General features: G+C 64.5%; 24 protein-coding genes. 14 read left to right on the top strand and 10 right to left on the bottom strand.

All coding sequences use genetic code 11. The features are described 5' to 3' along the window. Positions 1 to 322 precede the first annotated feature (322 nt). The 3 genes from JQ635_RS01840 to tyrS all read right to left on the bottom strand — a co-directional run bounded on the left by JQ635_RS01840 (position 323) and on the right by tyrS (position 3,555). Entirely contained in the window at positions 323 to 766 is a 444-nt protein-coding gene (locus JQ635_RS01840) for a DoxX family protein (RefSeq protein ID WP_211408164.1), read from the bottom strand. A gap of 219 nt (positions 767 to 985) precedes the next feature. Next, entirely contained in the window at positions 986 to 2,245 is a 1,260-nt protein-coding gene (locus tag JQ635_RS01835; RefSeq protein WP_211408163.1) for an MFS transporter, read from the bottom strand. A 56-nt stretch (positions 2,246 to 2,301) separates the two neighbouring features. Further along, positions 2,302 to 3,555: a tyrosine--tRNA ligase gene (gene tyrS / locus JQ635_RS01830; protein ID WP_211408162.1), complete on the bottom strand. Its 1,254-nt coding sequence runs from the start codon at positions 3,553 to 3,555 to the stop codon at positions 2,302 to 2,304. 165 nt (positions 3,556 to 3,720) lie between these two features. Between tyrS and JQ635_RS01825 the strand changes: the two genes are divergently transcribed. The 3 genes from JQ635_RS01825 to JQ635_RS01815 all read left to right on the top strand — a co-directional run bounded on the left by JQ635_RS01825 (position 3,721) and on the right by JQ635_RS01815 (position 5,926). Further along, positions 3,721 to 4,824, top strand: coding sequence for an anhydro-N-acetylmuramic acid kinase (locus JQ635_RS01825; protein WP_211408161.1), 1,104 nt, complete (start codon positions 3,721 to 3,723; stop codon positions 4,822 to 4,824). Positions 4,825 to 4,914: 90 nt separating this feature from the next. Next, the gene (locus JQ635_RS01820; protein ID WP_211408160.1) at positions 4,915 to 5,592 is read left to right on the top strand and encodes a glutathione S-transferase family protein; all 678 of its coding nucleotides are present in this window, start codon (positions 4,915 to 4,917) and stop codon (positions 5,590 to 5,592) included. Between the two features lie 10 nt (positions 5,593 to 5,602). Further along, complete coding sequence (locus JQ635_RS01815) at positions 5,603 to 5,926, top strand: DMT family transporter (RefSeq protein WP_211408159.1); 324 nt, start codon at positions 5,603 to 5,605, stop codon at positions 5,924 to 5,926. Positions 5,927 to 5,936: 10 nt separating this feature from the next. Here the strand turns inward: JQ635_RS01815 and JQ635_RS01810 are convergent, their stop codons facing one another. After that, the gene (locus JQ635_RS01810) at positions 5,937 to 6,584 is read right to left on the bottom strand and encodes an alpha/beta hydrolase (RefSeq protein ID WP_018641706.1); all 648 of its coding nucleotides are present in this window, start codon (positions 6,582 to 6,584) and stop codon (positions 5,937 to 5,939) included. 341 nt (positions 6,585 to 6,925) lie between these two features. On the opposite strand from JQ635_RS01810, the gene JQ635_RS01805 reads away from it, so the two are divergent. From JQ635_RS01805 to JQ635_RS01770, 8 genes are all read left to right on the top strand, one after another. Beyond that, on the top strand, positions 6,926 to 8,065 hold the full coding sequence (locus JQ635_RS01805; RefSeq protein ID WP_211408158.1) for a cysteine desulfurase family protein: 1,140 nt from the start codon (positions 6,926 to 6,928) through the stop codon (positions 8,063 to 8,065). A 113-nt stretch (positions 8,066 to 8,178) separates the two neighbouring features. Beyond that, entirely contained in the window at positions 8,179 to 9,675 is a 1,497-nt protein-coding gene (gene sufB, locus JQ635_RS01800) for a Fe-S cluster assembly protein SufB (protein WP_211408157.1), read from the top strand. A gap of 61 nt (positions 9,676 to 9,736) precedes the next feature. Next, the gene (sufC, locus tag JQ635_RS01795; protein WP_183239391.1) at positions 9,737 to 10,486 is read left to right on the top strand and encodes a Fe-S cluster assembly ATPase SufC; all 750 of its coding nucleotides are present in this window, start codon (positions 9,737 to 9,739) and stop codon (positions 10,484 to 10,486) included. An 11-nt stretch (positions 10,487 to 10,497) separates the two neighbouring features. Continuing rightward, a complete protein-coding gene (sufD, locus tag JQ635_RS01790; RefSeq protein ID WP_211408156.1) occupies positions 10,498 to 11,802 on the top strand; it encodes a Fe-S cluster assembly protein SufD in 1,305 nt (434 codons plus the stop codon). Continuing rightward, positions 11,799 to 13,046, top strand: coding sequence for a cysteine desulfurase (locus tag JQ635_RS01785; RefSeq protein WP_211408155.1), 1,248 nt, complete (start codon positions 11,799 to 11,801; stop codon positions 13,044 to 13,046). Before sufD ends, JQ635_RS01785 begins: the two co-directional genes overlap by 4 nt. After that, entirely contained in the window at positions 13,043 to 13,414 is a 372-nt protein-coding gene (locus JQ635_RS01780; RefSeq protein ID WP_018641712.1) for an SUF system Fe-S cluster assembly protein, read from the top strand. Before JQ635_RS01785 ends, JQ635_RS01780 begins: the two co-directional genes overlap by 4 nt. Positions 13,415 to 13,478: 64 nt before the next feature. Continuing rightward, on the top strand, positions 13,479 to 13,877 hold the full coding sequence (locus JQ635_RS01775) for a HesB/IscA family protein (RefSeq protein ID WP_026311794.1): 399 nt from the start codon (positions 13,479 to 13,481) through the stop codon (positions 13,875 to 13,877). A 202-nt stretch (positions 13,878 to 14,079) separates the two neighbouring features. Continuing rightward, complete coding sequence (locus tag JQ635_RS01770; protein ID WP_211408154.1) at positions 14,080 to 14,517, top strand: TfoX/Sxy family protein; 438 nt, start codon at positions 14,080 to 14,082, stop codon at positions 14,515 to 14,517. 98 nt (positions 14,518 to 14,615) lie between these two features. Here the strand turns inward: JQ635_RS01770 and fabA are convergent, their stop codons facing one another. The 4 genes from fabA to JQ635_RS01750 all read right to left on the bottom strand — a co-directional run bounded on the left by fabA (position 14,616) and on the right by JQ635_RS01750 (position 19,266). Beyond that, entirely contained in the window at positions 14,616 to 15,146 is a 531-nt protein-coding gene (fabA, locus tag JQ635_RS01765) for a bifunctional 3-hydroxydecanoyl-ACP dehydratase/trans-2-decenoyl-ACP isomerase (RefSeq protein WP_211408153.1), read from the bottom strand. Between the two features lie 77 nt (positions 15,147 to 15,223). Beyond that, a complete protein-coding gene (locus JQ635_RS01760; RefSeq protein ID WP_211408152.1) occupies positions 15,224 to 16,291 on the bottom strand; it encodes a GGDEF domain-containing protein in 1,068 nt (355 codons plus the stop codon). Positions 16,292 to 16,454: 163 nt separating this feature from the next. Beyond that, a complete protein-coding gene (locus tag JQ635_RS01755) occupies positions 16,455 to 17,981 on the bottom strand; it encodes a DEAD/DEAH box helicase (RefSeq protein ID WP_211408151.1) in 1,527 nt (508 codons plus the stop codon). 301 nt (positions 17,982 to 18,282) lie between these two features. After that, on the bottom strand, positions 18,283 to 19,266 hold the full coding sequence (locus JQ635_RS01750; protein WP_211408150.1) for a helix-turn-helix transcriptional regulator: 984 nt from the start codon (positions 19,264 to 19,266) through the stop codon (positions 18,283 to 18,285). Positions 19,267 to 19,454: 188 nt separating this feature from the next. Between JQ635_RS01750 and JQ635_RS01745 the strand changes: the two genes are divergently transcribed. Then, positions 19,455 to 20,969 (top strand): caspase family protein, encoded by a 1,515-nt coding sequence (locus JQ635_RS01745; protein ID WP_211408149.1) that lies wholly within the window; start codon positions 19,455 to 19,457, stop codon positions 20,967 to 20,969. Between the two features lie 33 nt (positions 20,970 to 21,002). On the opposite strand, the gene JQ635_RS01740 is transcribed toward JQ635_RS01745, so the two are convergent. Next, on the bottom strand, positions 21,003 to 21,287 hold the full coding sequence (locus JQ635_RS01740; RefSeq protein ID WP_211408148.1) for a hypothetical protein: 285 nt from the start codon (positions 21,285 to 21,287) through the stop codon (positions 21,003 to 21,005). Between the two features lie 119 nt (positions 21,288 to 21,406). Between JQ635_RS01740 and JQ635_RS01735 the strand changes: the two genes are divergently transcribed. Both JQ635_RS01735 and JQ635_RS01730 read left to right on the top strand, forming a co-directional pair. Continuing rightward, a complete protein-coding gene (locus JQ635_RS01735) occupies positions 21,407 to 22,675 on the top strand; it encodes an FAD-dependent oxidoreductase (RefSeq protein WP_211408147.1) in 1,269 nt (422 codons plus the stop codon). Positions 22,676 to 22,820: 145 nt separating this feature from the next. Then, positions 22,821 to 23,582 (top strand): outer membrane protein, encoded by a 762-nt coding sequence (locus tag JQ635_RS01730; protein WP_211408146.1) that lies wholly within the window; start codon positions 22,821 to 22,823, stop codon positions 23,580 to 23,582. 101 nt (positions 23,583 to 23,683) lie between these two features. Here JQ635_RS01730 and JQ635_RS01725 read toward each other — a convergent pair whose 3' ends face one another. Then, positions 23,684 to 24,454 (bottom strand): SDR family NAD(P)-dependent oxidoreductase, encoded by a 771-nt coding sequence (locus JQ635_RS01725; protein WP_211408145.1) that lies wholly within the window; start codon positions 24,452 to 24,454, stop codon positions 23,684 to 23,686. Positions 24,455 to 24,473 lie beyond the last annotated feature (19 nt).

Raw genomic sequence — 24,473 nt, 5'->3', positions numbered from 1 at the left:
GCATGAAGTTCTTACCAATCATGAATGGACGCGTGCGGCGCGCTGCCGCGCGCAACACCGTTCGCAGCCGGATGCGCAATCCTGCAGGCAAATCGCCGTGTTCTGGCGTCCGCCGCTGCGGACTGCCCGGGAAAATCGATGTTGGACTTTGGTAGCTACGGAGCAGGGCCGGACCCGCAATGAATCGATTCGTTCATCGCATCATCATGTCCGTGCTGCTCGTCGCGGCCCTCGTTCTCATCTGGAACGTGCTCGGGGCGCGTTAATGCGGCACCGGCGGGTGCGCCGGTGCCGCTGCTTGTGGGAGTGATCCGGGGGCGCCTTAGCGCCGCGCGAACGCGCCGCCGGCTGCGCCGCTCTCCTTGCCCAACGCGGCATCGACGCTGATCGGACCGCCGCCGGCGGCCGACAGGTAGAGGCAGGCGAAGCAGAACAGGATCGCTGCGGTGCCGCCATTGAGCAGCGGCAGGAACACCGGCGTTTCGCCCTTGAGCATGTGGCCCATGAAGTAGGCGAAGGCCATTTCACCCGAGAGGATGAAAGCGGCGAGGCGCGAGAACAGGCCGATCATCAACAGCCCGCCAACCACCAGCTCGATCGTCCCGGCCGCGCCGTAGAGCGACATCAGTTCGACTTTCGCGAACATCGGCACAGGCGGGAACTTGAACAGCTTGGCGATGCCGTACTGGAACAGCAAGAGGCCGGTGATGAAGCGAAACAGGCTCAGCAGAACCGGTTGAAAGCGAGAGAGAAAAGAAAAGTCCATTGGTTTGCCCTCCATCCAATGTAGCGACTTGGACCGCATTCGGTTCCTCCTCGCAAGCCACCCAGGATTGATTCCGCGCTGACATTTTTGTCATGTCGGACATAACACCGCAGGCCGGGGTTTCAGCCGCGTGTGATCCGCATTTTTTGCGCGTATTCGCGCCGGTCCCATCCGTAATTGTCCGGTGACGCGAATGCGATCAGGTTACCCCTGAGATACCTAGCGCCGCAAGGCGGGCACAATCAGAAATGGAATCATTCCGAGCACCACGCTCGCAAGTGCGAAGGCGAGCAGCGCGTTGTAGCCATGGGTTGCGTCATGGATCAGGCCGCCGCTCCAGGAGCCGAACGCCGAGCCGAGGCCGCTGCCGATCGAGATCGTGCCGTAGATGGTGCCCATGCGCTTGCCCTGGAAGATCCGCATCGCGGTCGCGCTGATCAGCGGGCCGCGCGAGCCCATCATGCTGCCGAAGCAGACGACGAAGCCGGTGAGCAGGAAGATGTTCGGCGAATATTGCAGCAGCCAGAGCAGGACGATGCCGAGGATCGAGATCGCGTAGCTCAAGAGCACGGACGGCCGGCGTCCGATCAGCCCGTCGAGCGCGGAGACGCCGAGCATGCCGAACACCAGCACGACGCCGGAGAAGCCCCAGGCGGTCGCGGCCTGGAGCGGTGGAAACCCGGCGTCGATCAGATAGGCCACGATTTGAGCTGCGATCGCATACATGCCGACGGCGGTGAAGAAGAAGGTCGAGAACAGCGCCCAGAAGGCGTGGTGGCGCATCGCGCGAAGCAGCGTCCAGCCGTTGTCGACGAAGTCAGGATCGGTCCTCTTCACGACATGCGGCGAGCCCGCAGCGAACAGCCGCCACGGCAGCAGCAGGAGCGGCACCAGCAGGCCCAATGCGGCAAAGCCGAACAGCTGGTAGGCGTCGCGCCAGCCGATGTGATCGATCAGCAGCTGCGAGGCCGGCAGCAGCGCCAGCACACCGCCGCCCATCGCCGAATACACCACCGACATCGCGGTCGGCAGGCGCGGCCCGAACCAGCGGCCGAGCAGGATCGAGTTCGGTACGATGCCGATGAAGGCGATGCCGATGCCGACGCAGAGGCCGATCGAGAGCTGGAACTGCCACAGATGCTGGGCGTGCGCCGCGATCAGGAAGGCCGCGCCGAGCAGCAGCAGGCCGAGCGCATAGACGATGCGCGGTCCGGAATGATCGAACAGGCGTCCGACGAAGGGGGCGGTGAGGCCGCTCGCAAGCCAGGTGAGTGAATAGACCGAAACGATCTGCGCACGGTCCCAGCCAAAGCTTTCCGAGATCGGCTTCAGGAACACCGTAAAGCTGTCGCCGAGCCCGCGTCCCAGTACGGCCAGTGTGAAGCAGAGCGCGAGCACGGTAAGCGCGATGCGCACGGCACCTTGCGGTGTCGCCGCGAGGCCGTCTTTGTTCGTCTCCCTGGGCGTGTTCTGGTCCATTGCCTGTCAGGGAGCGCGCATCGGCGCGCCCTGACAAGCATCAAAAGCTCATACGCCTATGCAGGCCTGATCAGGACGTGCTTCTTCTTGCCGAAGGACAGCTTGACCACGCCTTCCGGCGTCAGATTGGCCGCTGAGAGCGCCATCTTCTCGTCGGTGACGGGCGCGTCGTTGACGCGCAGGCCGCCGCCCTTGATCTGGCGGCGAGCCTCGCCGTTGGAGGCAACCAGGCCCGCCTTCACGAAGGCGTTGAGCACGCCGAGCCCTGCGTCGAGTTCGCCGCGCGGAATTTCCACGGTTGGGAGACTCTCCGCCAGCGCGCCTTCCTCAAAAGTGCGGCGCGCGGTTTCGGCTGCTTCGTTTGCTGCGTCGCGGCCGTGCAGCAGCGCGGTCGCCTCGGTCGCGAGCACCTTCTTGGCCTCGTTGATCTCCGAGCCGCCGAGCGCCTCGAGCTTCTTGATCTCGGCCATCGACAGCGTCGTGAACAGCTTCAGGAATTTGCCGACGTCGGCATCCTCGGTGTTGCGCCAGTACTGCCAGAAATCATAGGGCGAGAACTGGTCGGCGTTGAGCCACACCGCGCCTTGCGCGGTCTTGCCCATCTTGGCACCGGAGGCGGTCGTCAGCAGCGGCGTCGTCAGCGCGAACAGCTGATGGGTGCCCATGCGCCGGCCGAGATCGACGCCCATGATGATGTTGCCCCATTGGTCCGAGCCACCCATCTGCAATTTGCAGCCGGTGCGCTTGGCGAGCTCGACGAAGTCGTAGGCCTGGCAGACCATATAGTTGAACTCGATGAAGCTCATCTCGTGCTCGCGCTCGAGGCGCAGGCGCACGGAGTCCATCGTCAGCATGCGGTTGACCGAGAAGTGCCGGCCGACGTCGCGCAGCATCTCGATCCAGTTGAGTTTTGTGAGCCACTCCGCATTGTCGAGCATGATGGCGTCGCTCTTGCCATCGCCATATTTCAGCACTTTTGCGAACACGCCGCGGATCGATTCCTTGTTGGACTCGATCTCGGCGACGGTGCGGATCGCGCGCGTCTCGTCCTTGCCGGAGGGATCGCCCACCATGGTGGTGCCGCCGCCCATCAGGGTGATCGGCTTGTTGCCGGACTGCTGCAGCCAGTGCAGCATCATCATGGTCAGGTAGTTGCCGATATGCAGCGAGCGGGCGGTGCAATCGTAGCCGACATAGGCGGTCGCCTCGCCCTTGGCGGCGAGGGCGTCCAGCCCCTCGAAATCGGAGCATTGGTGGATGAATCCACGTTCCTGCAGGGTGTTGAGGAAATCCGATTTAAATGCAGTCATCTGTCGGCGTGCCTGACAATTCTTGGTTTACTGTTTCGGGAGCAATTTAAGTGTCTTCCGTGGGAACTCGGTTGCTGCCCGCCACTTGGCGCTGTGGCATTATAAGATGTGTCCCTCTGGCACAAGATCGGCATGCCGGAGGGGGTCTGTTGAGGACGCTGATCCATGATGTTGACGGCACTCGGTTTGATGAGCGGCACCTCGCTGGACGGGGTCGACGTCGCGCTGATCGAAACCGACGGAAAGCAGGTGAAGGCGTTCGGGCCGTCCGGCTACCGGCCCTATAGCCCGGCCGAGCGCAACCTGCTGCGCCAGGCGCTCTCCGAGGCGGTCCACCTGTCGCAGCGCCACGCCCGGCCGGGGATCCTGGCCGAGGCGGAGCGCGCGGTGACGCTGGCCCATGCCGAGGCGGTGGCCGCCTTCGTCGCCCAGAACCGGATGAGGCCGGAGGACATCGACATCGTCGGTTTCCATGGCCAGACCGTGCTCCACCGTCCCGAGAAGCGGCTGACGGTGCAGATCGGCGATGCACCGGCGCTCGCCAGGGCGATCCATATTCCCGTGATGTACGACTTCCGCGCCGCCGACGTCGAAGCCGGCGGGCAGGGCGCGCCGTTCGTACCGGTCTACCACCGGGCGCTGGCCAATTCGCTGGAGCGCGAGGGGCCGATCGTCGTGGTCAATATCGGCGGCGTCTCCAACATCACCTATATCGACGGCAACGACACGCTGATCGCCTGCGACACCGGGCCGGGCAATGCGCTGCTCGACGATTTCATGTACCGCACCATGAACCAGGCCTTCGACGCGGACGGCAAGTTCGCAGCGCTCGGCAAGGCGGATGAAGCCTGGATCGCCCGTGCGCTGGAATTGCCGTTCTTCGCTAGCCCGCCGCCGAAATCGCTCGACCGCAATGACTTTGCCGCGCTCAAGCTCGGCGACGTGGCGCCGGCCGACGGCGCGGCCACGCTCACCGCCTTCACCGCCGCCGCGATCGCCCGGGTCATCCCGCTGCTGCCGCGCCGGCCGCGCAGCTGGATCATCTGCGGCGGCGGCGCCCGCAACCTCACCATGCTGCGCATGCTGCGGGACCGGGTGGGGTCGGCGACCGTCGAGGCCGCCGAGACGGTCGGCTGGGCCTCCGACGCCATCGAGGCGCAGGCCTTCGGCTTCCTCGCCGCGCGCGGCCTGAAGGGCCTGCCGCTGTCCTATCCCGCCACCACGGGCGTGCCGATGCCGATGACGGGCGGGGTGATTGCGCGGCCCTGAGGCGGATTGATGCGCGTGCATTGATCTTGACGTTATATGCAAATGCATCTATATTGGATGCAGTCGCATCGAACCGCCGGGATCGCCGCCATGACCGCTTCACTGAAACTGATCAGCCACAAGCTTTGTCCCTACGTGCAGCGCGCCGTGATCGCGCTGAAGGAGAAGGGCGTTCCGTTCGAGCGGATCGACATCGATCTCGCCAATAAGCCCGACTGGTTTCTCAAGCTGTCGCCGCTCGGCAAGGTGCCGGTGCTGGTGGTGGCGACCGAGATGGGCGAGGTTGCGCTGTTCGAGAGCAACGTGATCTGCGAGTACATCGAGGAGACGCAAGGCGGCGCGAAGCTGCACCCGGCGGATGCGTTGAGTCGCGCCGAGCACCGCGCCTGGATGGAGTTCGGCTCGGCGATCCTCGGCGATCTCTGGGGGCTAGAGACGACGACCGATCCGGCGACGTTCGACAGCAAGCGCCAGGCGCTTGCGGCGAAATTCGCGCGTGTCGAGGCGGCGCTTGGCGCAGGGCCGTTTTTTGCGGGCAATGCGTTCAGCCTCGTCGATGCGGTGTTCGCACCGATCTTCCGCTACTTCGACCTGTTCGACGAGCTGACCGAGCACGGCATCTTCCGCGATGTGCCGAAGGTCCGGGCGTGGCGAGCCGAGCTCGCGAAACGTCCGAGCGTGCGCACCGCAGTCGGCGCGGACTATCCGCAATTGCTGCGCGCCTTCCTCGTTCGCCACGACGCGCATCTGCTCAAGCTCGCGGCCTGAGCGTAAGCCGATGTCGCAATCCTTGGCCTGGCTGATGCTGGCGGTCGCCGGCGCGCTTGATGTCGGCTGGGCGATCTCGATGAAATACGCGGAAGGCTACACGCGCGTGGGCTGGAGCATCGTCTCGCTGATGCTGCTCGCCGCCTTCGTCTTCCTGCTCGGGCGGGCGCTGAAGGTGCTCGAGGTCGGCGTCGCCTATTCGGTGTGGACCGGCATCGGGGCTGCCGGCACCTTCGTCATGGGCGTCGTGCTGTTCGGCGAGACCTTGAGCGCGATGAAGCTTGCGGGCATCGCGCTCGTCTTGATGGGGATCGTCGCGCTGAAGCTGGCTTGAGCGCTCGTGCTTACCGCACGTTCGCCAGGCGCATGTCGAGATACGCGGTGATGGTTTCCATCAGCGGCTCGAGCTTGGCGTCGAAGAAGTGGTTGGCGCCGGGGATGATCTGCTGGTCGATCACGATGCCCTTCTGCGTCTTCAGCTTCTCGACCAGCGTGTTGACGTCCTTCGGCGGCACCACCGCGTCCTTCTCGCCATGCACGATGAGCCCAGAGGACGGGCAGGGCGCGAGGAACGAGAAGTCGTAGAGGTTGGCCGGCGGCGCGATCGAGATGAAGCCTTCGACCTCGGGGCGGCGCATCAGGAGCTGCATGCCGATCCAGGCGCCGAAGGAGAAACCGGCGACCCAGCAGGCGCGCGCTTCGGGATTGATGGTCTGCGCCCAGTCGAGCGCCGCCGCCGCATCCGACAATTCGCCGGTGCCATGGTCGAACGAGCCCTGGCTGCGGCCGACGCCGCGGAAATTGAAGCGCAGCACCGAGAAGCCGCGATGGGCGAAGGCGTAGTAGCACTGGTACACGATCTGATGGTTCATCGTGCCGTGAAACTGCGGATGCGGATGCAGAATCATCGCGATCGGCGCGTTCTTTTGCTTGGCCGGGTGATAGCGGCCTTCGAGACGGCCGGCGGGGCCGGCGAAAATGACTTCAGGCATCGGTGATCTCTTGATTGATGTGCTGGAGCGAGGATCCTCGGCAATCAACCGATTGTGGCTTCATCGGCGAATGCCGACGAAAGCGCGAATGAAAGGTGAGAAGGCGTGCGCCTCGCGGTGATGCGCAAACGGCGCGCGGTGACTTGACGGCCGCGTTCTAACATGGGCGCAGGGGCAAAAAGCAAGCATCTTGAACATCGGTCAATGGGCTCAAGACGTTAGCGTGTCATGGGCGTGTCACCGGGACGCGAGCGGCTGGAATCAGGTTGCCAAGGGCGCGGCCGCGGCCCATGTCGGGGCGGGAGGCGGGCCTCTGTGAATACAAGGTAATATATTACTCTATGCCGACCCGTGTGTATCTCGACTGGAATGCGACGACGCCGCTTCGCTCCGAGGCGCGCGCCGCGATGCTCGCGGCCTGGGACCTGCTCGGCAATCCCTCCTCGGTCCATGCCGAAGGACGCGAGGCGCGGCGGCTGGTCGAGGACGCCCGTGCCGCGCTTGCGGCTGCGGTCGGTGGACTCCCGCGCAATGTCGTCTTCACCTCCGCTGGCACCGAGGCCAATGCGCTGGCGCTGTCGCCTGGTCTACGGGGACCGTCTGGGGGGCCCGTCGAGCGGCTGCTGGTCTCGGCCGTCGAGCACGCCTCGGTGCTGTCAGGTGGCCGGTTTCCGGCGGACAAGGTCAGCCAGGTCAGGGTGACGCGCGCCGGCGTGGTCGACCTCGATGACCTGAAGGCGCAGCTCATGGACGGGCCGCCTGCGCTGGTCTCGATCATGGCCGCCAACAACGAGACCGGCGCACTCCAGCCGGTCGCCGAGGCGGCGCGGATCGTTCACAAGGCCGGCGGCCTCCTGCACGTCGATGCGATCCAGGCGCTCGGCAAAATCGCATTTAATATTAATGAGATAGGCGCGGACCTTGCGACCTTTTCTGCGCACAAGATCGGCGGTCCCAAGGGCGTCGGGGCGCTGGTCGTGGCGGAGGGGATTTCGGGACTGGAGCCGCTGCTGAGAGGGGGCGGGCAGGAGCTGAATCGGCGGGCCGGCACCGAGAATGTCGCGGGCATCGCCGGCTTCGGCGCAGCCGTGAAGGCTGCGCTTCAGGCTCTGCCGGAGGATGCGGAGCGGATGGCAACCCTCAGAGATCGCTTGGAAAATGGCATTAGGGCGATTGCCGGGGCGATGATCTTTTCGGACGATGTGGTACGGTTATCCAATACCACTCTGTTCACGGCGCGCGGCCTCAAGGCCGAGACCGCCGTGATTGGCTTTGACCTCGAAGGGGTCGCGGTGTCCTCCGGTTCGGCGTGCTCCTCGGGCAAGGTCCAGCCATCCCATGTGCTGTCGGCGATGGGGTACGACCCCGCGACGGCCCAGGGAGCGGTGCGCCTCAGTCTGGGCTGGTCCACGGAGCCAGAGGACATCAATAGGGCGTTAGAGGCTTGGCGAAAGCTCGGTAATACCCTACTTAGAGGGTAAGCGACGAAACACGGCTCGAACGGTTCTAAGCCCGTGCTTTCTGCCAAAAAACATCGTAATACTCGTCCAAGTTTGATCCACCGCGGTCCTTGAAACCGCGAGCGGAGGATAGAATGCCAGCCGTCCAAGAGACGGTCGATCGCGTGAAGCGCATCGACGTCGATCAGTATCGTTATGGGTTTGAAACCCTGATCGACTCCGAGAAGGCCCCCAAGGGGCTGTCGGAAGAGATCGTAAAATTCATCTCACAGAAAAAGAACGAACCCGCCTGGATGCTCCAGTGGCGGCTCGAGGCGTATCGCCGTTGGCTGACCATGACGGAGCCGACCTGGGCGCGCGTCGACTACCCCAAGATCGACTTCCAGGACCTCTATTACTACGCGGCGCCGAAGCCGAAGAAGGCGGTCTCGTCGCTGGACGAGATCGATCCGGAGATCCTGAAGACCTACGAGAAGCTCGGCATCCCCTTGCGGGAAGTCGCCATGCTCGAAGGCGTCGAGCCGAAGGTGGGCGAGGAAGACCCCGCGCGCCGCAAGATTGCGGTCGATGCGGTCTTCGATTCGGTCTCGGTTGCGACCACGTTCAAGGCCGAGCTGAAGAAGGCCGGCGTGATCTTCATGCCGATTTCGGAAGCGATCCGCGAACACCCCGAGCTGGTGCAGAAATATCTGGGATCGGTGGTTCCGACCTCGGACAATTTCTATGCGACGCTGAACTCGGCGGTGTTCTCTGACGGCTCGTTTGTCTACGTGCCGCCGGGCGTGCGTTGCCCGATGGAGCTGTCGACCTATTTCCGCATCAACGAGCGCAACACCGGCCAGTTCGAGCGCACGCTGATCATCGCCGACAAGGGCTCCTACGTCTCCTATCTCGAGGGCTGCACCGCGCCGCAGCGCGATGAGAATCAGCTGCACGCCGCCGTGGTCGAGCTCGTCGCGCATGACGATGCCGAGATCAAATATTCGACGGTGCAGAACTGGTATCCCGGCAATTCGGAAGGCAAGGGCGGCATCTACAATTTCGTCACCAAGCGTGGTGACTGCCGCGGCGCCAATTCCAAGATTTCCTGGACCCAGGTCGAGACCGGTTCGGCGATCACCTGGAAATATCCGAGCTGCATTCTGCGCGGCGACAATTCGCGCGGCGAGTTCTACTCGATCGCGATCTCGAACGGCTTCCAGCAGGTCGATTCGGGCACCAAGATGATCCATCTCGGCAAGAATACGTCGAGCCGGATCATCTCCAAGGGCATCGCCGCCGGCAAGTCGCAGAACACCTATCGCGGTCTCGTCACCGCGCACCGGAAAGCAACCGGCGCGCGCAACTTCACCGCCTGCGACTCCTTGCTGATCGGCGACAAATGCGGCGCGCACACCGTGCCGTATATCGAGGCGAAGAATTCGTCCGCGACCTTCGAGCACGAAGCGACGACCTCGAAGATCTCCGAGGACGTGCTGTTCTACTGCATCCAGCGCGGACTTTCGCAGGAAGAGGCGGTCGGCCTCGTCGTCAACGGCTTCGTCAAGGACGTGCTGCAGCAGCTGCCGATGGAGTTCGCGGTGGAAGCGCAGAAGCTGATCTCGATCTCGCTCGAAGGGTCGGTCGGCTGATCGCCGACCCTCGCGGCGCGCTCCGGCGCTCCAACATCAATTGAATAGACTGGATACCAAGATGGCTTTGCTTGAAGTGAAAGACCTGAAGGTTCGTGTCGAGGAGCGTGAGATCCTCCACGGGCTGACGCTGACTGTGAACGAGGGCGAGGTGCACGCGATCATGGGGCCGAACGGCTCCGGCAAGTCGACGCTCTCCCATGTCATCGCCGGCAAGCCCGGCTATGAGGTCACCGACGGCCAGATCCTGTTCAAGGGCGAGGACCTCCTGGAGATGGACCCGGACGAGCGGGCCGCCAAGGGCGTGTTCCTGGCGTTCCAGTATCCGGTCGAGATTCCCGGCGTTGCCACCATGACCTTCCTGCGCACCGCGCTGAACGCGCAGCGCAAGGCGCGCGGCGAGAGCGAATATTCGACCCCGGACTTCCTGAAGAAGGTCCGCGAAGTCTCGAAGTCGCTGAACATCCCGCAGGACATGCTCAAGCGTGGCGTCAATGTCGGCTTCTCCGGCGGCGAGAAGAAGCGCAACGAGGTGCTGCAGATGGCGCTGTTCGAGCCCAGCCTGTGCATCCTCGACGAGATGGATTCCGGCCTCGACATCGACGCGCTGCGCATTGCGGCCGACGGCGTCAACGCGCTGCGCTCGCCGGGGCGCGCGATGGTCGTCATCACCCACTATCAGCGGCTGCTCAACTACATCGTGCCTGATTTTGTGCATGTGATGTCGCGCGGTCGGGTCGTGAAGAGCGGCGCTAAGGATCTGGCGCTGGAGCTGGAGGCGTCCGGCTACACCCAGTTCGAGGACGCGTAAGGAATTTTGCGATGAACGTTGCTGTGGCAAAGACCGGGAACGGCCGCGCGGTGAGCGATCTCTTCGCCAGCGCTGAAGGCCGCTTGCCGGGTTCGCCGGCCGTGATCGCGGCGCGCCGCGAGGCGTTCGAGGCCTATGAGCGTCTCGGCCTGCCGCACCGCCGGATCGAGGAATGGAAATACACCGATCTGCGCGCGCTGGTCGGCGAGGTGCTGCCGCTGGCGGCCAGCCCCGATGCGGCCGCGCTGAAGCGCGCCGCGGACGCAGTCAAGGCGCATGCGATCGACGGCGCTCGCAAACTGGTGCTGGTCGATGGCGTGTTCGCGGCTGATCTGTCCGACGTGAAAGCGCTCGCCGCCGAGGCGGGCTTCAAGACGCTTCGTGAGACGCTGGAGAAGGATGCCAGTCTCTTGAAGACTGCGTCCACCGATGCCGTGATCGCGCTAAACGCTGCGATGGCCACAGACGGCGTGATTCTGTCGATTGCCGACGGTGCGCAGCCGTCCGCACCGATCCAGATCATCCACATCGCGACCGCGGCTTCCGCATCGGCCTTCACCCGCTCGCAGGTTGCGATCGGGAAGGGCGTTCGCGCTACCATCGTCGAGAGCTTTGTCGCAACCGGCGCCGAGGCCTACCAGGTCAACGATGCCGTCATCGTCTCGATCGGCGATGACGCCGACGTCGCGCATATCCGCCTGATGGACGATGCGCCCGATGCGGTGAACGTCACCTCGCATTTCGTCACGGTCGGTGCCAACGTGAAGCTCAACTTTTTCAACATGACGACCGGCGCGGCGGTCAGCCGCCTGCAGGGCTTCATTACGTTCTCGGGTGAGGGCAGCGAGCTCTCGGCCAATGGCGTGAACCTGCTGCAGAAGACCGAGCATGGCGACACCACGCTGGTCGTCGACCATGCCGTGCCGAACTGCGTCAGCCGCGAGGTCTTCCGCGCCGTGATCGACGATCGCGCCCATTCGGTGTTCCAGGGCCGCATCATCGTCCGTCCCGACGCGCAGAAGACCGACGGCAAGATGATGACCCGGGCACTCTTGCTCTCGGACGAAGCCGAGGCCGACAACAAGCCCGAGCTGGAAATCTTTGCCGACGACGTCTCCTGCGGCCACGGCGCCACTGCCGGCGCGCTGGACGACAGCCTCTTGTTCTATCTGAAGGCGCGCGGCCTGCCGGAGAAGCAGGCCCAGGCGCTGCTGATCCAGGCCTTCGTCGGCGAGGCGATCGAGCAGATCGCCGATGACGGTTTGCGCGAGCACGTGATCGGCATCGCCGAGCGCTGGCTGGAGCGGCGGTCATGAACACGCATCCGGCAGTCAAGAACGGCGCCTACGATGTTGCGCGCGTGCGCCAGGACTTTCCGGCGCTCGCCATGCAAGTCTACGGCAAGCCACTCGTCTATCTCGACAACGCGGCCTCCGCGCAGAAGCCCCAGTCTGTGCTCGACCGCATGACGCAGGCCTATACGAGCGAATACGCCAACGTGCATCGCGGTCTGCACTACCTCGCCAATGCCGCGACGGAAGCCTATGAGGGCGGCCGCGCCAAGGTCGCGCAGTTCATCAACGCTGCCCGTACCGAGGAAGTGATCTTCACCCGTAACGCGACGGAAGCGATCAATCTGGTCGCCTCGTCTTGGGGCGGGCCGAACATCGGGGACGGCGACGAGATCGTCCTCTCGATCATGGAGCACCACTCCAACATCGTGCCGTGGCATTTCCTCAGGGAACGCCAGGGCGCCGTGATCAAGTGGGCCCCAGTCGACGACGAGGGCAATTTCCTCATCGACGAGTTCGAGAAGCTGCTGACGTCGAAGACCAAGCTGGTCGCGATCACGCAGATGTCGAACGCGCTCGGCACCATTGTGCCGGTTAAGGACGTCGTGAAGATCGCCCACGCCCGCGGCATCCCGGTGCTGGTCGACGGCAGCCAGGGCGCGGTGCATATTCCGGTCGACGTCCAGGACATCGGCTGCGACTTCTACGTCTTCACTGGCCATAAGGTCTACGGTCCGACCGGCATCGGCGTGCTCTGGGCCAAGTACGACCACCTCGTCGCGATGCGCCCCTTCAACGGCGGCGGCGAGATGATCCGCGAAGTGTCGCGCGAGGTCGTCACCTATGGCGATCCCCCGCACAAGTTCGAGGCGGGCACGCCCGCGATTGTCGAGGCCGTCGGCCTTGGCGCCGCCATCGACTATGTCAATTCGATCGGCAAGGAGCGCATCGCTGCGCATGAGCACGACCTCGTCACCTACGCCCAGGATCGCTTGCGCGAAATCAACTCGCTGCGGCTGATCGGCACGGCGCGCGGCAAGGGCCCGGTGATCTCCTTCGAGCTCAAGGGCGCGCATGCCCACGACGTCGCCACCGTGATCGACCGCCAGGGCATCGCGGTTCGCGCCGGCACCCATTGCGTCATGCCGCTTTTAGAGCGGTTCAACGTCACGGCCACATGCCGCGCCTCGTTCGGCATGTATAATACGCGGGAAGAAGTCGATCATCTGGCACAGGCGCTGCTGAAGGCGCGGGATTTGTTCGCATGAGTGACACGGCCGAAATCAAAGCCAATCCGATGGAGACCCATTCGGCGTTGCCGCCGGAGGAGACCGAGCGGCTGACCCGCGAGATCATCGCCGGGCTGAAGACCGTGTTCGACCCGGAAATCCCGGCCGACATCTACGAGCTTGGCCTGATCTACAAGGTCGAGATCAAGGACGACCGCTCCGTCGACGTCCAGATGACGCTGACGACGCCGAACTGTCCGGCCGCCGGCGAGCTGCCGACCATGGTCGAGAACGCGGTCGCCAGCGTTCCCGGTGTCGGCGTGGTCGACGTCAAGGTGGTCTGGGAGCCGCCGTGGTCGCCGGAGCGCATGAGCGACGAGGCCCGCCTCGTGCTCAACATGTGGTGACGCGTAAACGCTTGCTTTGAACCCCAGGCATTGAATTCGCGCCGCAACGGACCACATCACTGATATGACCCAGGCAACACCAGCATCCTCACCAAAACCCCGGCGGCCGCGTCCGCAGGTGATGCGGCTGACGGATGCCGCGGCCCAGCGCATTACCGAGCTGACCCAGCGCGCCGATTCCGAGATCGTGGGCCTGCGCGTCGGCGTGAAGAACGGCGGCTGCGCCGGTCAGTCCTACACGGTGGAATACGCCCACGAGATCCGCCCGACCGACGAGGTCGTCGAGGACAAGGGCGTCAAGATCCTGGTCGACCCCAAGGCCGTGCTGTTCCTGCTCGGCACCGAGATGGACTACAAGGCCGACAAGATGCAGGCCCAGTTCGTCTTCAACAATCCCAACCAGGTCTCCGCCTGCGGCTGCGGCGAGTCGGTCGAGCTGCGACCGGCCAAGATCGACGGGTAAGCCCGGCTTTCGCGTTTTGCTCAGCTGTCGTCCTGGCGAAAGCCAGGACCCATACCGCGTGATGCCTCGGTAATGGGCGGTGCCAGTACCGACACTGGCACGGCGGGAAGTCTTCGCTAAACTCCTCCCTGGGGTAATGGGTCCTGGCTCCCGTGCGCAATTGCGCACTAGGCCAGGACGACGATGGGGAGGCACCCGGGCCATGGACCGCGAATTCCTGATCGACCTGTTCGCCGATTTCGGCCCTGTCACCATCCGAAAGATGTTCTCCGGCTACGGCATCTCCGCCGACGGCACAAATTTCGCGCTGTCGCTGCGTGCCGGCCTGTTCTTGCGCGCCGACGAGGTGACCATCCCGGACTTTGAAGCCGAAGGCTCGAAACCGTTCCAGTACTCGACCCGCGCCAAGACCGTGGTGGTCAACTCCTACTGGGAGCTGCCCGCGCGCCTGTTCGACGATTCCGCAGAACTTGCCCAATGGGCGAGGGCGGCGCTCGCCGCCGCCCAGCGCGCCAAGGTGAAGAAGCGGCCGAAAGCGAAGAAGGCGGCGGCGAAGAAGCCTGCGAAGAAGGTCGCGCCGAAGAAAGCCGCAGCGAAGAAGCGGTCGGTCCACAAGGCAGCGAAGAAGACGGTGCCGTAGGGTGGGCAAAGCGGAGCGTGCCCACGATTAGGATTGTCATCGCGAGAAGTCGTGGGCACGGCGCGATGCGCCTTTGCCCACCCTACGGGACCTGAGAATTAGTCCGCGGCCTTTGTCAGGCCGACCCTCATGTCCTTGGCCGTGAAGACACAGACACCGTCGGCAAGCACGCGGCCGTCGGCAATCCCGAGCACCAGCTTGCCGCGCCGGATCATGCGCATCGCGACCTCGTAGCGCACGCATCGCGTCTGCGGCGTGACCCATCCCGTGGCTTCGACTTCGCCGACGCCGATGGCCCGGCCTTTTCCCGGCGAGCCTGACCAGCCGAGCCAGTAGCCGATCATCTGCCACATCGCATCGAGGCCGAGGCTTCCCGGCATCATCGCGTCACCGCGATAGTGGCAATCGAAGAACCAGTGGCTTGGTGTGATGTCGAGTTCACCGACGATATGGCCCTTGCCGAATTCGCCGCCGTCAAGACTGATCTCGGTGATGCGGTCCATCATCAGCATCGGCGGCGCCGGCAATTGCGCATTGCCCGGGCCGAAATAGCCGCCTTCGCTCGATCTCAGCAGCTCGTCCCTGGTGTAGGACGGTTGCGGCGTATGGAAGTCATGGGGATTGGGCACGACGACAAGTCCTCGCGGTCAGGCGGCGAGGAAGATGTTGGTCGTCAGGCTGGAATGTCAAGCGGCGCGGATTCCGCTCACGCCACCCGGCTGTGGCTCTCGACCGCGAATTCCGGATCGGCTTCGCAGATCACGCGGTTGCGGCCGTTGCGCTTGGCGGCGTAGAGGCAGGCGTCGGCACGCTCGATCAGCGCGTCGGTGTCGTCGCCCTGCTTGAGCATGGAGACGCCGACGGAGATGGTGACGCGGCCGAGAATCTCGCCGGTCGATTTCTTCTTCAATTCCTTCGCCATCACCGCGCGGCGGATGTGATCGGCGACGGTGAGGGCCTGGCGCAGCGCGGTGTTGGGCAGCACCACCGCGAATTCCTCGCCGCCATAGCGCGCGGTGATGTCCTGGCCCTTGATGGTCTGCTTCAGCGACAGGCCGACGAGCCGCAGCACCTGGTCGCCGGTGAGATGGCCGTAGGAATCGTTGAACGACTTGAAGTGATCGATGTCGAACAGCAGCAGCGACAGCGGCTCGCCCGAGGCGAGGGCGCTCTGCACGGCCATGCCGATCATGCGGTCGAAATATTTGCGGTTGCCGAGGCCGGTGAGCGGATCGGTCAGGCTCTCGGCGCGGATCGCCTCGAGGCTCTGCTGGAGATTGCTGATCTCGCTCTTCGACAGTGTCAGGCGGTCTTCCAGCGCCTTGTTGGTCTCGCGCATCTCGCTGGTCGAGCGCATCAGCGTCTCGACGATCGCCTTGATCTGCTCGCGACTCTTGGCCGACGACAGCTTTTCGGACGCGCCCGACAGGCTCGCATCGTAGGAGCCGGTCATCCCGAGCGCATCGCTGAGCACGCGCATCACGTCGTCGATCTCGCCGATGACGCGCGCGCCGACCTTGTCGATGCGGTCGGTGGTCTTGATGTGGGAGAGATAGGTCTCGTAGATCTGCTCGAGATCGGCTTCGGTCAGCTTGCCGTGGCGCGCCAGCGTCTCGTTGATGATCTTGTTGAGCGGTGCGTTGTAGCCGGTGGCGTAGACGTACCAGATCTCGTAGTTGCGGGGAATTGCAGTCTGGCGAAGCGAGCGGATCTGACCGAGTGCTACCTCGGCGAACGCCAGCGTGCGTTCGTGTTCGTCGAGAACCTTGACCACGGAACATACCCCACAGCGGTCGGAGCGCCCTCGACCACAGCAATGCTTAAATTATGTTCGTAGGCTAACGGACGATTGTGAACGCCCCGTAAATATACGTTCACGAATGCGTCTGAAAAATTGTGCGGCAGTCTGTCTCAACCAGCCTGAAGCGCGTCGCGCTTCAGGCGCCGGCGGGGGACGAACGCACTGGCCGGAGCAGGAAGGCCGGCAGGTGCGAATGATCGCCCGGCTCCGTATCGACCTCGCGCTGGCGGCGCGGCTCGGGGCGGCCGATCGACGGCACATGCGAATTGTTGGCCTGCTGGCGCGCGCCGTGACGCGGTTCGGATGATTGCCGGGCTTCGCGCGGAGGCCTTGCCTCGCGTGCAGGCCGTGCTTCTGCCGAAGGCCTTGCCTCCGATGCGTGCCTTGGCTCGCCACGCGCCTCGCGCGGCTCGTGGCTGCGCTCACGGTCGCGACCGCCGCGCTGCGGCTTGCCGCGTCCACCGCGGGAGCGTTCGCGGTCCCGTCCGCGCGGCTCGCGCGAGCGCTCGCTTTGCTCACCGGAATCCGCATGGACTTCGAAATCGCCCTCGGCGCGCGGAATGCTCTGGCCGATCAGCTTCTCGATCGCGGCCATCGACTTCTGGTCGAGCGGCGTCACGATCGAGATCGCGGTGCCGGTGCGGCCGGCGCGGCCGGTGCGGCCGATGCGGTGGACATAGTCGTCGGCGTGATGGGGGACGTCGAAATTGAAGACGTGGCTGACCTCGGGAATGTCGAGACCGCGCGCGGCGACGTCGGAGGCGACGAGGAGGGGCAGCTCACCCTTGCGGAACTGGTCGAGCGCGGCCATGCGGGCCGGCTGGTCCATGTCGCCATGCAGGGCGCCGACGCTGAAGCCGTGCTTCTGGAGCGATTTGTGAACGATCGCGACCTCGCGTTTGCGATTGCAGAAGATGATCGCGTTCTTGAGATCCTTGGCCTCGCGCAGCAGGCGGCGAAGCAATTCGCGCTTCTCATGCGCTTCGCGTCCGGCGGGCACCTGGGCCTGCGTGACGGTGACGGCGGTGGTGGCGGGGCGGGAGACTTCGACCTTCTGCGGATTGTGCAGGAAGGCTTCGGTGATGCGCCGGATTTCCGGCGGCATGGTCGCGGTGAAGAACAGGGTCTGCCGGGTGAAGGGGACGAGCTTGCAGATGCGCTCGATGTCGGGAATGAAGCCCATGTCCAGCATGCGGTCGGCTTCGTCGATGACGAGCAGCTCGACGCCGGTGAGCAGGAGACCGCCGCGCTCGGTATGGTCGAGCAGGCGGCCCGGCGTTGCGATAAGCACGTCGACGCCGCGCATCAGCTTGGCATCCTGGTCGCCGAAGGAGACGCCGCCGATCAGCAGGGCGACGTTGAGTTTCTGGCCGGCGCCGTAGCGGTCGAAGTTTTCCTTCACCTGCGCCGCGAGCTCGCGGGTCGGCTCCAGGATCAGGGTGCGCGGCATGCGCGCCCGGGCGCGGCCCTTTTCGAGGATGGTGAGCATCGGCAGCACGAAGGCCGCGGTCTTGCCGGTGCCGGTCTGGGCGATGCCGAGCACGTCCTTGCGTGCGAGGACGTGGGGGATCGCCTGTTCCTGAATGGGGGTGGGGTTGGTGTAACCGGTGGCCGCCACTGCGGCGAGGACTTTTTCGGACAGTCCGAGATTTGAAAAGGACATTGAGCCTCTGGTCGAAACCGCCGTTCGGAATCGAGGGTAATAAGGCTGGTCGCGTTCCACCCCGAAACGGCGCGCTCTCAAAGAAGCTGGGGGTGCTGACTCACGCGAACAAAGCGCAAGGCCCAGGAATCGCTCTTCGATCTGAGCCGCGTCGCCCCGGAACATAGGCGGGAATCGGCCAAAGTCAATGGAGCAGGCGCGGGAAGGCCCTAAAAACCCTGAGGTTTTTACCAAATCCCGGGTCTGGCTGGGGTTTTCCGCCCCGGCTCTGGGCCGGGCGGCGGTCACGGGGGCGGACCGGCTAACGCCCCTCGGAACCCTGGGCCCGGAAGTCGCCGGGGGCCATGCCGTAGGCGGCGTTGAAGACCCGGTAATAGGTCGCCAGGCTCTCGAAGCCGCAGGCGGTCGCGATGTCGGCGATCAGCCGCTCCGGCGCCTCGCGCATCAGGCGGCGGCTCTGCTTGAGGCGCTCGTCGGTGACGGTTTGCGAAAAACTCCTCTCGGCGGCCTCGAACAGCATATGCAGGTGCCGCAGGGACACACCGAGCAGATCGGCGACCATTGCGGGAGCGAGGTCCGGGTTTTGCAGATGGCGCGCGATCAGGCGCCGCGCCTGCGACAGGCGGGCTGTCCGCAGGGCAGCTTGTCCGAGCCGGCTACCCGGCCGCACGATGCCGCGCTCTATCAGCGCCAGATGCGCGAGGGCTTGCACCAGGGAGGCCTGATCCAAGGAGGCCTGGGCGCCGTTGGCCCCGTCGTCAGCTGCGGCAACCTCAGCGAGATCGGCAAAGCAGGCCCTGAGCAGGGGCGCCAGGCCGGGATCGTTGAACGTTCGGGGCGACAGCTCGCGCATGCGCTTGTCCTGCGCCGGGATGCTGCTCACGGGGATCTTCAGGATCCGCAAATGGAAGCCGCCGTCCCCGAGCGGGACGGTGCGATAGGGCAGGTCGGTATGGCTGGTGGCGAAGCTGCCATTGGCGATCGAAAAATCGCTGCCGCGCATGCCGCCGAACCAGCCCCCGCCGCCGAGCTGCTGGTAGACGCAGATGCTGTCGCTGGGCGCGTAGGCGATATCGGAGGTGCTGCGCTCGACCGTGTAGTGCGACGCCTTCAGCTCGACGAGGCCGGCGCCGCCGAGCTGGCGCAGCGAGAATTCGCCATAGAAGTCCGCGCGTCGCTCGCGCTCGAGCTCTGCGGTGACGCCGAACAGGCCCTTGGAGCGGACTTCGCGCCAATAGTCGAAGCGGTCATGCGGCTCGACCTCGTCGGTACACCAGCGGTACACGGCAGCTCCTCGCGTCCGGTGCGTTTGCCCGGGAAAATTAAGAAAAAGCAGATTCCGATGGAATCTGCCATAGGTCATACGATGGAACCGAAGAAGCGGCTGTTGAACCGTCGACGCGGCTGGGCCGACTATCACAGCAACGGCAGGGGTTCCGATCAACGAGGCCGTTTTCTAACGGGATGTTTGCGATGACGCGTCGGCTTTTCAGAATTCTGGCGGCCCTCGGCCTCGTGGCGGGCCTCTGCGGCATCGCGCTTCCCGCCCATGCCGCAAAGCGCGTCGCGCTGGTCGTCGGCAACAACGATTACAAGAACGTTCCGAAGCTGCTCAAGGCGGTCAACGACGCCCGCACCATGGGCGACACGCTGAAGCAGCTCGGCTTCTCGGTGATGGTCGCCGAGAACCAGAGCCGGCAGCAATTCTCCGAGACGCTGCTTGCCTTCGACCGGACGGTCGAGCCCGGTGACACCGCGTTCTTCTTCTACGCCGGCCACGGTTTCGAGATCGCGGGCCAGAACTATCTGCTGCCGACCGACGTGCCGGCGGCGACGGAAGGACAGGAAGAGCTGGTGCGCGACGCCTCGATCCTGGCGGACCGCATCGTCGAGCGTCTCCAGAACAAGAAGGCGCGGACCTCGATCCTGGTGTTCGACGCCTGCCGCAACAATCCGTTCGAGCGGGCCGGCACGCGCGCGGTCGCCGGCGGCGGCGGGCTCGCGCCAATGGTGCAACTGCCTGAGGGCGTGTTCTCGGTGTTCTCGGCCGGTCCCCGTCAGACCGCGCTCGATCGTCTGTCCAATGACGACGCCAATCCCAATTCGGTGTTCACGCGCACCTTCGCCAGGGAGCTGCTGCAGCCCGGCGAGAACCTCGTGCAGGTGGCACAGCGCACCCGCCGTCTCGTCAGCGAGATGGCCGACACCGTGAAGCACAGGCAGGTGCCGGTTTATTTCGACCAGATGGTCGACGACGTCTTCCTCAGCGGCACCACGAAGGATGCTGCCGCACGTCCCGCCGATCCGCCGCCGCAGAAACTCGCGGCCCTGCCGCCGGTGTCGGTGCCGCGCGTGCCGAAGGAGGAAACCACCAACGCGCCGATCGCGAGCTTCTCACGCCACAATGGCGGCTGGAGCGTGCTGTTCTCCTTCGCCGATCCGACGCTCGGCATTTCCTGGCGCATGGCAGGCCAAAGCGATTTCCGCGAGACCGGATTCATCGACACGCTCGATCCGCGCACGCGCAAGCGGATGCCGAACCCGTCGATTGAGCTGCCGCCGGATGCGCAGGCCGGCACCATCGAGGTCCGCTATGTCGATCAGGCCGGCGACATGCAGGGGCCGTTCCCGATCAGGTTCGATCCCGAGGCCGCGCTGATCCGCGACCAGCGCAAGATCCTCGACATGACCTCGACGAGCTGGCTGTCATTCCGCGAGTTCAACGGGCTGCTGGTCTACTACACGCATCTCGTCTCGTATCGCTGCGCGATCCGCGAGGTGCGCATCGGCATCGACACCGCCGTGCCCAATCAGGTGCTGAAGATGCCGAATTGCGACATGCGCGACCCCAGCGCGATCTCTGCCGGCATGCCGCTCTACATGAAGCTCGCCCCGGCGACGCAGTTCGTCTCGGTGGAGCTGACCTACCGCGACGGCAGCGTCTCGGAGATCAAGAGTTTTCGCGCGGCGAACCGCAGCAACAATTGATTATGCCGGCGGGCAGTATCGAGCGCGCGTCCGCTACGCGCGCCGCCTTCTGAACAAGCGCTTGATGGACTCAATGGCCTCCATCAACGGAGGCGCCAGCGAGAAGAACGCGCCCATCGCGATCGAGATGACGACGTGGCGCAGCAGGAGCTTCTCCTGCTCTTCGAACGGATAGCCGTTCTGGTTGATGGGCACCGGCGCCAGCGTGCCGGTCGGGCCCGGGTCGGGGTTCTGCGGCTTGCGCGGCGGGATCATGATCACGACGAATAGCACGTTGATCAAGATCCACACGCCGAGCAGTATAAGGATCGTCTGCACTGCAATTTCCTGAAGGCAAATCGAATTTTGCAGAAACGCTAACGGGCATTCGCAATTGCGGCAAATTAAACTTGCGTGCTGCACCGCACAGAAAACTTAAGTCGTAAACGAGGGCGGCCTTGAACCCGAGTTCCTCCGTAAAAGTCCGGTGCTGTGTCGTCGGTGGTGGGCCCGCCGGCATGATGCTCGGCTATCTCCTCGGGCGTGCTGGCATCGACGTCGTAGTGCTGGAGAAGCATGCGGATTTCTTCCGCGACTTTCGCGGCGACACCGTGCATCCCTCGACGCTTCAGGTGATGGACGAGCTCGGCCTGATCGACGGCTTCCTGAAGCTGCCGCACCAACGCTTGCAGAAGATGGACGGACTGTTCGGCGGCACGCCGGTGCGGATCGCCGATCTCGGCCGGCTGCACACGAAGTACCCGTTCATCGCTTTTATGCCGCAATGGGACTTCCTCAATTTCCTGCGCGAAGAGGGCCGGCGCTTCGCATCGCTCAAGGTCATGATGAGCACCGAGGCTGTCGATCTGATCCGCCGCGGCGATACCATCGCCGGCGTCCGGGCGAAGACGCCGGACGGCGACATCGACATCGAGGCCGATCTCACGATTGCCTGCGACGGCCGGCATTCGACGGTGCGCGAGCACTCCGGCCTCGAAGTCGAGGAGATCGGCGCGCCGATGGACGTGCTGTGGTTCCGCGCCGGCCGCAAGGCCGACGAGACCGAGAACCTGTTTGCGCGCATCGAACCCGGCAAGATGATGATCACCTTCGATCGCGGCGATTATTGGCAATGCGCCTATGTCATCGCCAAGGGACAATACGAGGCGGTGAAGGCGAGGGGATTGCAGGCACTGCTCGACGACGTCGTGCGCATGGCGCCGGTCCTTCGGTCCGGCATTGCCGACGTGAAGAGCTTTGACGACGTCAAGCTGCTCACTGTGGCGATCAATCGCCTCGAGCGCTGGACGCGGCCGGGCCTGCTTCTCATCGGCGATGCTGCGCATGCGATGTCGCCGGTCGGCGGCGTCGGCGTCAATCTCGCCGTGCAGGACGCGGTCGCGACCGCCAATCTGCTCGCGGACAAGCTTCAGCGTGGCTGTCCGTCCGAGGATGAGCTCGACGCCGTGCGCCGCCGGCGCGAGTTTCCGGTGAGGATGACGCAACGCATGCAGGTGGTCGTGCAGAACAACATCATCAGCGGCGCCTTGCAGAGCGGTGACCGGCCGCTGAAGGTGCCGCTGATCGTGCGCCTCATCACCGCGCTGCCGTGGCTGCAGGGCATTCCGGCGCGGTTGATTGCGCTCGGTGTGCGGCCCGAGCACGTGCAGTCGAAGGCCGCGCCGGCATCGTCGCAGCACCATTCGGTAGGGATAATGTCGCGTTAAATCGCGCGCGGCGCGTTGCGTGCGTGCAACAGCGCCGATGGATTCAAGCGCGCTGATGGCCAATCCGGCGTCTTAACTTTCTTGATTCAAATTTGAGTAAGAGTTGCGTGTGAGCGTGCGCCCATCAAAGGACACGGGGTGTACCATGCGTAACAAATTGATTGCCGCCTTCGCCTGCACGACCGCTCTGGTTTCGACCGGCGCCGCCTCCGCCGCAGATCTCGGTGCGCGCTACACGAAGGCGCCCGCCTATGTCGAGCCGCTGTTCAACTGGACCGGTTTCTATGTCGGCGGCCACATCGGTGGCGCATGGACCAACGAGCAGTTCATCAACAACGGCACTGGCGCGGCGTTCGGCGATCTGCTCCCGGGCGAGGGCTATCGTCAGCGCAGCTCCGGAATCATGGGCGGCGCCCAGATCGGCTACAACTGGCAGGCCAACAACTTCGTGTTCGGCATGGAAGGCACGATCTCCGGCCTCGACAACAAGGGCACGTTCACGAACACCGCCTTCGCCCCGGCGAACGACGTGTTCTCCTGGCGTGCCAATGTGCTGGCGACGGTCGTCGGCCGCGCCGGCTTTGCCGTGCAGAACAACCTCTTCTACATCAAGGGCGGCTACGCGGGCGTCAACAACCGGCTCTCGGTCACCGACCCGGTTGTGACGGCCACGGGCGGTCAGACTCACTGGGCCAATGGCTGGACCGTCGGCGCCGGCTGGGAATACGGCGTGACCCGCAACTGGATCGTCGGCCTCGAATACAACTATGCTGCCTTCGGCAGCCAGACCTATCAGCTCGGCGGCCTCGCGGGTAACTACACCTTCGATGCCAAGCCGCGCGACATCCAGTGGGCGGTCGTGCGCGCGAGCTACAAGTTCGACGCGCCGGTCATCGCGCGCTACTGAGCAACGAACGACCAATCAGCAAAAGAAGACGATCTCTGCCAAATTCAAAGCCCCGGCAACGCCGGGGCTTCTTTTTGCGTGCAGCGTTCGGACGGAAGGCCTTAGGCCATCACCGAGAACCCGCCATCGACGGGGATCGCGGTGCCCGTGACGAAGTTCGACGCCGGCGAGGCGAGGAACACCGCGATGCCCGCGAAGTCATCAATATCGCCCCAGCGCCCCGCAGGCGTGCGCGCCAGCACGCGCTCGTGCAAGCCCGCAACCTGCTGCCGCGCGCCGCGGGTGAGGTCGGTGTCGATCCAGCCCGGCAGGATGGCATTGACCTGGATGTTGTCGGGTGCCCAGGCATTGGCGCAGGCGCGCGTGTACTGCACGATGCCGCCCTTGCTCGCCGCATAGGCGGTCGCAAAGCTCGCGCCGAAGATCGACATCATCGAGCCGATGTTGATCACCTTGCCGTTGCCGGAGGCCTTCAGCGCCGGATAGGCCAGCTTCGAGCACACGAAGGCGCTGGTGAGGTTGGTGTCGATCACCTTGTTCCACTCGTCGAGCTCGAGCTCGTGCGGCGGCTTGCGGATGCTCATGCCGGCATTGTTGATGAGAATGTCGATGCGGCCGAATTCCTTGATGACGCGGTCGATCATGGCGGCGACGGCCGCCTTGTCGGTCACGTCGGTGGCAACCGCAATCGCCTTCACGCCACGTTGCTTGAGATCGGCAACGGCCGCGGCCGATTTGGTTTCGTTGCGTCCGACCACGGCGATATTGGCGCCGGCGTCGGCAAGTCCATGCGCCAGGCCAAGCCCGATGCCGCCATTGCCTCCTGTGACGACCGCGACCTTGCCGCGAAGATCGAACCGGTTGGATGTCATGCTGTATTCCCTGGTTTCT

This window comes from Bradyrhizobium iriomotense, from assembly GCF_018130765.1.
In the GTDB taxonomy this organism is placed as follows: domain Bacteria; phylum Pseudomonadota; class Alphaproteobacteria; order Rhizobiales; family Xanthobacteraceae; genus Bradyrhizobium; species Bradyrhizobium iriomotense_A.
This window is presented reverse-complemented; position numbering and strand designations above follow the sequence as displayed.